Origin of the sequence: Mesorhizobium norvegicum, from assembly GCF_004919685.1 — a bacterium.
Classification (GTDB): domain Bacteria; phylum Pseudomonadota; class Alphaproteobacteria; order Rhizobiales; family Rhizobiaceae; genus Mesorhizobium; species Mesorhizobium norvegicum.
Genome location: NZ_SMYZ01000121.1, coordinates 1 through 8,647, shown reverse-complemented (window position 1 = coordinate 8,647; position 8,647 = coordinate 1). Strand labels below are relative to the sequence as shown.

8 protein-coding genes and 1 pseudogene are annotated in these 8,647 nt (G+C 63.3%); 5 read left to right on the top strand and 4 right to left on the bottom strand.

The window, feature by feature from the left end; translation table 11 throughout:
- Positions 1–167: 167 nt before the first annotated feature.
- On the bottom strand, positions 168–1,226 hold the full coding sequence (locus tag FCU66_RS37110; RefSeq protein ID WP_136618093.1) for a glycerophosphodiester phosphodiesterase family protein: 1,059 nt from the start codon (positions 1,224–1,226) through the stop codon (positions 168–170).
- Positions 1,227–1,402: 176 nt separating this feature from the next.
- Positions 1,403–2,611 carry an acyltransferase family protein gene (locus FCU66_RS37105; protein WP_136618094.1) on the bottom strand — a complete coding sequence of 403 codons (1,209 nt, stop codon included), beginning with the start codon at positions 2,609–2,611 and terminating at the stop codon, positions 1,403–1,405.
- A gap of 124 nt (positions 2,612–2,735) precedes the next feature.
- On the opposite strand from FCU66_RS37105, the gene speB reads away from it, so the two are divergent.
- The 4 genes and pseudogenes from speB (at position 2,736) to FCU66_RS37085 (ending at position 5,936) form a co-directional block, all read left to right on the top strand.
- The gene (speB, locus tag FCU66_RS37100) at positions 2,736–3,743 is read left to right on the top strand and encodes an agmatinase (RefSeq protein ID WP_136618095.1); all 1,008 of its coding nucleotides are present in this window, start codon (positions 2,736–2,738) and stop codon (positions 3,741–3,743) included.
- A 30-nt stretch (positions 3,744–3,773) separates the two neighbouring features.
- Positions 3,774–4,700 carry an N-acetyl-gamma-glutamyl-phosphate reductase gene (gene argC / locus FCU66_RS37095; protein WP_136618096.1) on the top strand — a complete coding sequence of 309 codons (927 nt, stop codon included), beginning with the start codon at positions 3,774–3,776 and terminating at the stop codon, positions 4,698–4,700.
- A pseudogene (locus FCU66_RS37090) lies at positions 4,697–5,538 on the top strand (aminoglycoside phosphotransferase family protein). Before argC ends, FCU66_RS37090 begins: the two are co-directional and overlap by 4 nt.
- Before the next feature lie 80 nt (positions 5,539–5,618).
- Complete coding sequence (locus FCU66_RS37085; RefSeq protein WP_136618097.1) at positions 5,619–5,936, top strand: hypothetical protein; 318 nt, start codon at positions 5,619–5,621, stop codon at positions 5,934–5,936.
- 19 nt (positions 5,937–5,955) lie between these two features.
- Here the strand turns inward: FCU66_RS37085 and FCU66_RS37080 are convergent, their stop codons facing one another.
- A complete protein-coding gene (locus tag FCU66_RS37080) occupies positions 5,956–7,047 on the bottom strand; it encodes a COX15/CtaA family protein (protein WP_136618098.1) in 1,092 nt (363 codons plus the stop codon).
- 197 nt (positions 7,048–7,244) lie between these two features.
- Here FCU66_RS37080 and FCU66_RS37075 point away from each other — a divergent pair, with 197 nt between their 5' ends.
- Positions 7,245–7,460 carry a DUF2842 domain-containing protein gene (locus FCU66_RS37075; RefSeq protein WP_013532215.1) on the top strand — a complete coding sequence of 72 codons (216 nt, stop codon included), beginning with the start codon at positions 7,245–7,247 and terminating at the stop codon, positions 7,458–7,460.
- Positions 7,461–7,476: 16 nt separating this feature from the next.
- Here FCU66_RS37075 and FCU66_RS37070 read toward each other — a convergent pair whose 3' ends face one another.
- Positions 7,477–8,535, bottom strand: coding sequence for a polysaccharide deacetylase family protein (locus FCU66_RS37070; RefSeq protein ID WP_136618099.1), 1,059 nt, complete (start codon positions 8,533–8,535; stop codon positions 7,477–7,479).
- Between the last annotated feature and the right edge of the window lie 112 nt (positions 8,536–8,647).

Sequence of the window (8,647 nt, the reverse complement as noted above, 5' to 3'; positions counted from 1 at the left end):
GGGGGGCGCGAAGGATCGCTTACCTCATGTCAGAACCCACCCTGATAGCTGACTCCAAAGCAATTTCAATTGACCAAATTGACCGATAGGCCGGCGGGACAGCGCCCCCCTCTGGCCTGCCGGCCATCTCCCCCTCAAGGAGGGAGATTGCAGCTCCAGCGCCGGCTCTAGTTGATACTCGCCGTACTCGCCGGCTCAGCCGCCCGCGCCTCATCGGCGTATGGTACGCGAAAACCGTTCGCCGCCAGCCAGTCGATGGCCGCCTTTGGCTCGTCGGTCTGGATGATGGTGGCGCCGCGATCGGCCCAAAAACCCCAGCTTTCGCGCGGCAGGCTGGCCTGCACCGCCAGCTCGTCGCCGCGGCCGCCGGCGAGAAAGCCGCCCGGCTTGTTGACGATGGCGTAGGTGTCGGCCCAGATGTGCCAGTTGCCCCGCACGGCAGCGGCCCGCATGCGCGTGCTGAACAGCGGTCCGCCCGTCTCGGTCAACGTCTCGGCGCCTGCCCGCCAGTTGATCAGCTCGATCGCGCGCGGCGAGAAGGCATGGTCGACCGTCTCGGCGAAACCGGCATCATGTACCGCGTCATCGGCAATGATGGGCATGAACTGGAAGCCACCGCCGATCGCATCCATGGCGGCCTTCACCGCGGAAATCCGTTGTGAATTCCACAGGTTCTCCTTGACGATGACCTGCTCGGCCATGCCGAGATCGCGAGCCGCAGCGATCATGCCCGAGAGGTCTCCGACGTCGAGCTTGTTGTCGAGGTTGATGAGTATCCTGTCCCTGGTCGCCAGCAGCATCTCGCGCAGCGTCGAAACCGTCTCATTGGTGATGGCGCCGGTGCCCTCCACCACCAGCCTGCAGGTCTTCAGCTCGGCCAGCGTGTATTTGACCACCTCGCCCTTGCAGGTCGTGGTGCGGTCGAGCCAGCTGTCATGCATGACGACGAACTCACCGTCCTTCGAGCGCCTTATGTCGACCTCGACGATTTCGGCGCCCATGGCGATCGAGCCTTCGACAGCGGCAATCGAATTTTCCGCATAGAGCGTCTTGCCGGCCTGCATGCTGCCGGCGCGATGCGCGGCCACCATGACGTGGTCGCGCCATTGGTTGGCATGCTCGAAGCGGTCGAGGATCTGTCTGGCGCGGGTCTCGCCGGCCAAGGACTGGCCAGAGGCGGCTGCCAGGGCCGTGGAAAGCAGAAGGCTCAGCCAGATGGTCCGCATCGAGAATCGCTCCTTGCCGGATCGAAATCGGGATAGGCGACGCCCGTGACAGGGAGGTGAACGAAGCCGGCTAGCGGATCTCCAGTTTAGGCATGATCTTTTCCGAAAACCGGCTTCCACCCTCGGGTCAAGCCCGTGGGCATGCTTTTCGGGATCATGCTCGCAAAATGCTCGCGTCAGATGCGTTTCGAGAGCCGGCGGAACCACGCCATGGCCGGCATCTCAATGAGGCGCCACGTGATCCAGGAGGCGGCGATGGTGGCAGCGAGCATGACGACGATCGCCACCGCTCCCGTCCAGCCGGCGCCGAAGCCGGTGGCAGGCTGGCCGCGCAGCATGAAGTCGCTGATCAGGCCGAGGCCGAGCTTGCGCTCGGCGAGCCCCGCAACGTTGATCATGCGCGCCTGGACGAAGATGTGGACCATGTAGATCGAGTAGGACAGCGCGCCGAGCGTCAACATGAATGGGGCTCTCAGCAAGGCGCTGATCCAGCCGCCCTCATGGGCGAACAGAAACAGCGCCAGCGCGAACACCAGGGGTGCCGCGATGCCAAAATCATTGTCGCCCGCCAGCGAGACGAAAAGCACGATGACGGCCACCATGACGATTTCGGCAAGGGTCCAGTCCATCCGTGGGCCGCTCCTGGCGAGGGCCTGTCGCGCCCCTGCAATGGAATCATGCTGAAACCAGGCCAGCAATGCGCCGAGCGAGAAGCCGTACAGGCAGCGGATGAAGCCGAAATCGAAGGACACATCCATATGATGGGTCGAGAAGCCGAGCAGGAACAGCGGCGCGGTGACGGCGGCGGCAACGAACCATATCCAGGCGCGCGCGCCGGCGACGAAGACCACGCCAGCAAACAAGAGATAGGCGAAGAACTCCGCCGAAATGCTCCAGCTTGGCGCATTCCAGGTCAGTTGATCTTCGAAGCCGACACCCTGGAGCAGGAGAAGATTGGCAAGCAGGCTCTTGAGATCGAAGCCGCCGGTGAAGGGAGCAGCCCCGGTGCCATGCAGTTGCGGCAACATCAGCCGCAGCAGCTCGAAGCCGGCAAAGGCGGCAAGCATGAGAAGATGCAGCGGGTAGATGCGGCCGAAACGGACCAGGGCGAAACGAGCGACCTGTTCCGGCTGATTGAGCCGATTGCCGTAGCTGCTGGCAATGACGAAGCCGGACAGAACGAAGAAGAAATCGACAAAGAGGTAGGACGAACCGATGAAGGCGCTTTGCGAAAGCGTCGAACCGGTCGGGAAGTGAAACAGCGCCACCAGAAGCGCGCAGATGCCGCGCCACGAATCGAGAACCAGGAAGCGTTCACCGGCGATCGTACCGGTGTGGGTCGACGCCGCGGCACGGGTGGGGTTGAGAAACGCCGTCTGCGTCATGATGATACAAATCCTGTCTTGCCCTGGCACTCGCGCAGCGCCATTGCGTCTCGCCAAGCTATGACTGGCATCTTCCGTGCCGGTTCTGTAGTTGTTGCACCCCGATGAAAAACGAGGATCCGTAATGGCGAACAACACCATCGACAACGCCTTCACCGCCCGTTCCAAAACGGGCGCCGCGTTCGAGCCGACCTATTCCGGCGCGCTGTCGTTCATGCGGCGCAAATACACCAAGGACGTGAAGGGCGCGGATGCGGTGGTGTGGGGTATTCCCTTCGATGCCGCCGTCACCAACCGGCCCGGCGCTCGTTTCGGGCCGCAGGCGATTCGCCGCGCCTCTGCGATCCTCGACAACGACCCGCAATATCCGTTCTCGCGCGATCTGTTCGAGCATCTGGCGGTGGTCGACTATGGCGATTGCCTGCTCGACTCGGGCAACCACCAGAAGACGCCGGGCACGATCGAGCGCGAAGCGGCGAAGATCCTCAAATCAGGCGCCTTCCTGCTGACGCTCGGCGGCGACCATTTCGTCACCTGGCCACTGCTCAAGGCGCATGCCGCCATCCATGGTCCGCTTGCCCTGGTGCAGTTCGATGCGCATCAGGATACCTGGCCGGATGACGGCAAGCGCATCGACCATGGCTCCTTCGTCGGCCGCGCGGTCAAGGAAGGCATCATCGATCCCGACCGCTCGATCCAGATCGGCATCCGCACCCATGCGCCCGACACGTTCGGCATCAAGATCCTCTACGGCCATGAAATCGAGGAGATGCGGGCGTCCGATATCGCCTATGCCATCGTCGACCGCACCGGCGGCAAGAAGACCTATCTCACCTTCGACATCGACTGCCTCGATCCGGCCTATGCGCCGGGAACCGGCACGCCGGTTGCCGGCGGACCGTCCTCGGCAAAAATCCTGTCGACGCTGCGCCAGCTCAACCAGATCGATATTGTCGGCGCCGATGTCGTGGAGGTTGCGCCGGCCTATGATCACGCCGATATAACAGCGATCGCCGGCTCGATGGTGGCCATGCAATATCTCGGCCTGCTGGCGGAGCGGAAGGCACGGCTTGAAGAGCTGAACAACGGCAACCACAATGGCGCCGCAGTGAATCACGGTCACGGCATATAGTCTTGAAATATCAGGGAATTTGATCGGTCCATGAAACCAAAAATCTTCATTGACGGCGAACACGGCACCACCGGCCTGCAGATCCGGGCGCTGCTTGCCGAGCGCGGCGACCTGGAAATCATCTCGGTTCCCGCCGAACGCCGCAAGGAAACGGCTGCACGCGCCGAGTTCCTCAATGCCGCCGATGTCGCGATCCTGTGCCTGCCCGACGATGCGGCGAAGGAAAGCGTCTCGCTGATCGCCAACGACACCACCAAGGTCATCGATGCGTCGACCGCGCATCGCGTGGCCGAAGGCTGGGCGTATGGTTTCGCCGAGATGGATAAGACGCAGGCGAAGACGATCGCCTCGGCAAAACGCGTTGCCAACCCCGGCTGCTGGCCGCAGGGACCGATCGCCACGCTGCGGCCGCTGGTCACCGCCGGCCTGCTGCCGGCCGATTTCCCGATCACGGTCAACGGCATTTCGGGCTATTCGGGCGGCGGACGGCCGATGATCGAGGACTATGTCGCCAAGGGCGAGGACGCCTCGGAATTCCTGCCCTATGGCCTCACCTTGCAGCACAAGCACGTGCCGGAACTGAGGGCCTATGCCAGGCTGTCGCATGATCCGATCATGCAGCCGGCGGTCGGCAATTTCGCGCAAGGCATGATCACCGTGGTGCCGTTGCAGCTTGGCGGCCTCGACCATGTGCCGACCGGTGCGGAGCTGCATGCCGCGATTGCCGACCATTTCGCCGCCATCAAGGGCGGTGTGGTCGAGGTGGCGCCCTATGCGCATTCGGAGCGCATGCCGGAGATCGATCCGGAGATCTACAACGGCACCAACCGGATGAAGGTCTACGTCTTCGCCAACGACAAACGGGCTCAGGCGCTGCTGCTGGCGGTCTACGACAATCTCGGCAAGGGTGCCTCGGGTGCCGCCGTCCAGAACATGGACCTGATGCTCGGCCTCTGATGGACGCGCCAGCCTTTCCGGCGCGCTGGAAGATCGGCGCGCCCGAACTCATTGCCGAGACCTTTTCGAGCCGCATCTGGAAGGTTTTGCGCGAAGACGGCTCGCCGGCGATCGTCAAGGCACTCAAGCCTTTCGACGATGTCGCCGACGAGTTGCGCGGCGAGCATTATCTCGCCTGGCGGCGCGGCGAAGGCGCGGTGCGCCTGCTCGGCCGCGACGGCCACAGCATGCTGCTCGAATATGCGGTGAAACCCTGCTGCTCCAGGTTCTCGACGCACAGGGCGACAACACCGCGACCGCAATTGCGGCGGAGGTGATGGCAAAACTGTTTTCGCCTGGGAAAGACCCCTTCCCGCCCGATCTTCAACCGCTGAGGGAACGGTTCGCCAGCCTGTTCAATAAGGCGAATGCCGACCGCGACGCCGGCCAGGACAGCCTCTATGTCGAGGCCGCCGTCATCGCCGATCGGTTGCTGGCCAATCCGCACGATATCAGGCCCCTGCATGGCGATCTGCATCACGAAAACATCCTGCACGGGCCGCGCGGCTGGCTGGCGATCGACCCGAAGGGCGTTCTCGGCGACCCCGGCTTCGACGCCGCGAACATGTTCTACAACCCGCTCGACCGCGATGAGCTTTGCCTCGATCCGGAGCGAGCAGCGCATATGGCGGAAGTCTTTGCCAGAACACTGGGCCAGACACCGCCAGCTATCCTTGATCATGCCATCGCCTATGGCTGCCTGTCGGCATCCTGGCATCACGAGGACGATAACGCGGTCGAGGAGAACCGCGAATTGTCGATCGCCGAGGCGATCCGGGCGGTGCAGGCAGGCTTCTGATCGCACAGGCAACGGCGCGGTAACCGCTTGTTCACCACGATAGGCTACTGACTGGTCTCGGCTCCACTTCGGGATTTGTCATGGTCAGCGCGATTTCGGGTTCCTCACAGGCAACCCAGTATTCCTCGTCCAGTTCGTCGAGCAATGCAGTCCAGGAGGCCGCGCTCGAAAAGCAGATCCAGGACCTGGAAGATCAGGCCAAGGCGATCACGGATCAGGTCAAGGCCGCTCAGGTGCAGCAGGATATCGCCGTGGCCCAAGCCAAGCTTGATGCGCTCAAGGCCGCCGACAAGGCAGCCAAGGCCGATCAGGGCCAGTCCGCGCCATCCGCCGCGGCGTTGCGTCAGGCGGAATTCGACGGCGAGAAGACGACATCTTCAAACGAATTCTGGATGTGACTGGCCGATCGGCTCGGGATCAGCTCCTGAGCGCGATATCGTGCGGCAAGGGATAGGCGCCCTTGGTGCCGCGCCAATGCGCGACAGCAAAGCCCAGCACGACCAGAGCAAATCCCTGATGGGTCAGCGCCATATGCAGCGGCACATGCATCAGCAGCGTGCCGATGCCGATCGAGGCCTGCACCAGCACAGCCAAAAACAGCAACGTCGCGCGCCGCGCATGCGTTGAGCCTGGTAGCCGCCGGCGCGTGGCGATCATGTGCCACAAGGCCACGATGAAAACCGTATAGGCACCGAGCCGATGGACGAACTGCACCGTTTTCGGGCTTTCGAAGAAGTTGCGCCATGCCGGCTCGAGGATCAGCAGATCGCCCGGGATGATCTTGCCGTCCATCAACGGCCAGGTGTTGTAGCTCAAGCCGGCGTCGAGCCCGGCGACCAGGCCGCCGAGATAGATCTGGATCAGCGCCAGCAGCACCAGAAAACCGGCAAGCCTCTGCGTCGACCGATCGGCGGCGGGCTCGGAATGTGGCGCCAGCCCACGCGCCACGACCATGGTCGCAGTGAAGATCAGCGCGGCGAGCGTCAGGTGGGTCGCCAGCCGGTACTGGCTGACGGAGACCCGGTCGACCAGACCGGAGGCCACCATCCACCAGCCAATGGCGCCCTGCAGTCCACCGAGTAGGAGAATGCCGACGAGTTTAGGGCCCAGGCCGCGCTCGATGCGGCGCGTTGCCCAGAAAAACAGCAGCGGCAAGCCAAAGACCAGGCCGACGCTGCGCGCCAGGATGCGGTGCGCCCATTCCCACCAGAAGATCGACTTGAACGCCTCGATGCTCATGCCCTTGTTGAGCTCGGCATATTGCGGGATCTGCTGGTAGAGCTGGAATTCCTCTTGCCACTCGGCGTCGTTGAGCGGCGGGATCACGCCGTGGATCGGCTTCCACTCAGTGATCGACAAGCCGGAATCGGTGAGCCTGGTGGCGCCGCCGACCAGCACCAGCGCAAACAGCACCAGAAGCACGACATAGAGCCAGCCGCGCAGCAGCGCCCGGTTATGCAGGTCGCGGTCGCGGGCGACGTATGGCGCGGCAGCTGATATGGCAGCCATGATCTTGTCCCGGCAGGTTGGTTTGGCGGATTGGTGGACCATCGCACCCGTGCTGGCAAGACCATGCGGCGCGGCACGCCGTCGCGCCGCGTCTCACCGGTTGCACAGCTTCGCGCCAAGGCCTATGCGAGGCCAACACCTTTGAGCTTGCCCGGTCCCTGTCCGAGTTGCCGGCATCCTCGACCAGGAGACCAACCATGCCCCTGCGCCTGAAAAAGCTGATCGGAATGTTCCTGCTGGTGGCGCTGGTCATCATCTATGCGCTGGTCGCATCGATCTTCGCAGTCGCCCGGCTGTCCGAGTCAGGCCCTTGGGTGCATTTCCTGTTCTTCCTGCTCAGCGGCCTGCTCTGGGTGCTACCGGCGATGGGCATCATCAAATGGCTGATGCTGGAGCCGAGGGCGAAGCGCTAAGCGGAACCCTACCCCTTCAGATCGTAACAACCATCTTGCCGGCATTGGCCAGCGGCGTCGTCACGCCCGACAGCATGGTGCGGATGTGGGCTAGGCTCTGGTAGCGGCCGTTGACTGAAATGCGCGGCAAGGCGTGCAGGAAGCCGGCATGCTCGGCGCGCAGCACACCGTGGCGCGTCGTCACGGCGGAGGTGTAGCCGGCGTCGCGGACAAAGCCGACCTCGCGGCAGCCGACAGCACTGGCATAGCCATAGGGGTAGGCGAAATGGCTGGGCTTTTCGCCCAGTTCGGCCTGCAACATGCCGCGCACGGCGCCGATCTCGTGCCGCGCATCGGCCTCGGAAAGCCGCTTCAGATTGCTGTGGTTGATCGTATGGGCGCCGATCGTCACCAACGGATGCGCGGCAATGCGACGGATTTCGTCCCAGTTCATCAAAGTGCGCAGGCGCGGGCCATCGGCGTCGACGCCATTTGAGCGAGCCAGGTCGCGCAACACCGCCTGCAGGTCCTCCTCGCGGACTTCGGAGGTGAGATAGGCGTGCAGGCGTGCATTGGCCTGCAGTTTCTTCGCAGCTGTCGAGCAATCGATCGTCAGGGGACCATTCGGTCGCGTCAGAGTGAGGCTATCGCGCGCTTTGACGACATCCTCGACCACATCCCACCACAGGTCGGCCGTGCCGTTGATCAGCCCGGGCGCAACATAGATGGTGATTGGCGCACCGTGCTTCTCCAGCACCGGCAGCGCCTCGGTCATGTTGTCGCGATAGGCGTCGTCGGCGGTGATGGTGGCAAACTCGCCGCCCTTGCCGCCTGCCTTGATGCGCTCAACGGCTTCGTCCATGGAGACAAAGGCATAGCCATGCGCCCTCATGTCGGCGATCATGGCATCGAGGAAACCGGGGGCGATGTTGAGATGCCGGTTGACGCTGTCGGGCCTTTCCGGCGTCGCGGTAACGCGGTGCAGCATCAGGATCGCGCCAATGCCGCCGATGAACGGTTTGGCCAGCGGTGCTAGACCGGTATAGCGGGCGACGTTCAGCGCCAGTTTCCGGATTGCCTCCCCGCCGTCGATCATTCATTCACCTTTTGCGCCTAGGCTGATCCAAGCACGGAATGCGCCTACGCGAACCCCCAAATCGCGATCAATACGCCCTAAGGATTGAGGTATGGTTGACGCTGCAGCGTCA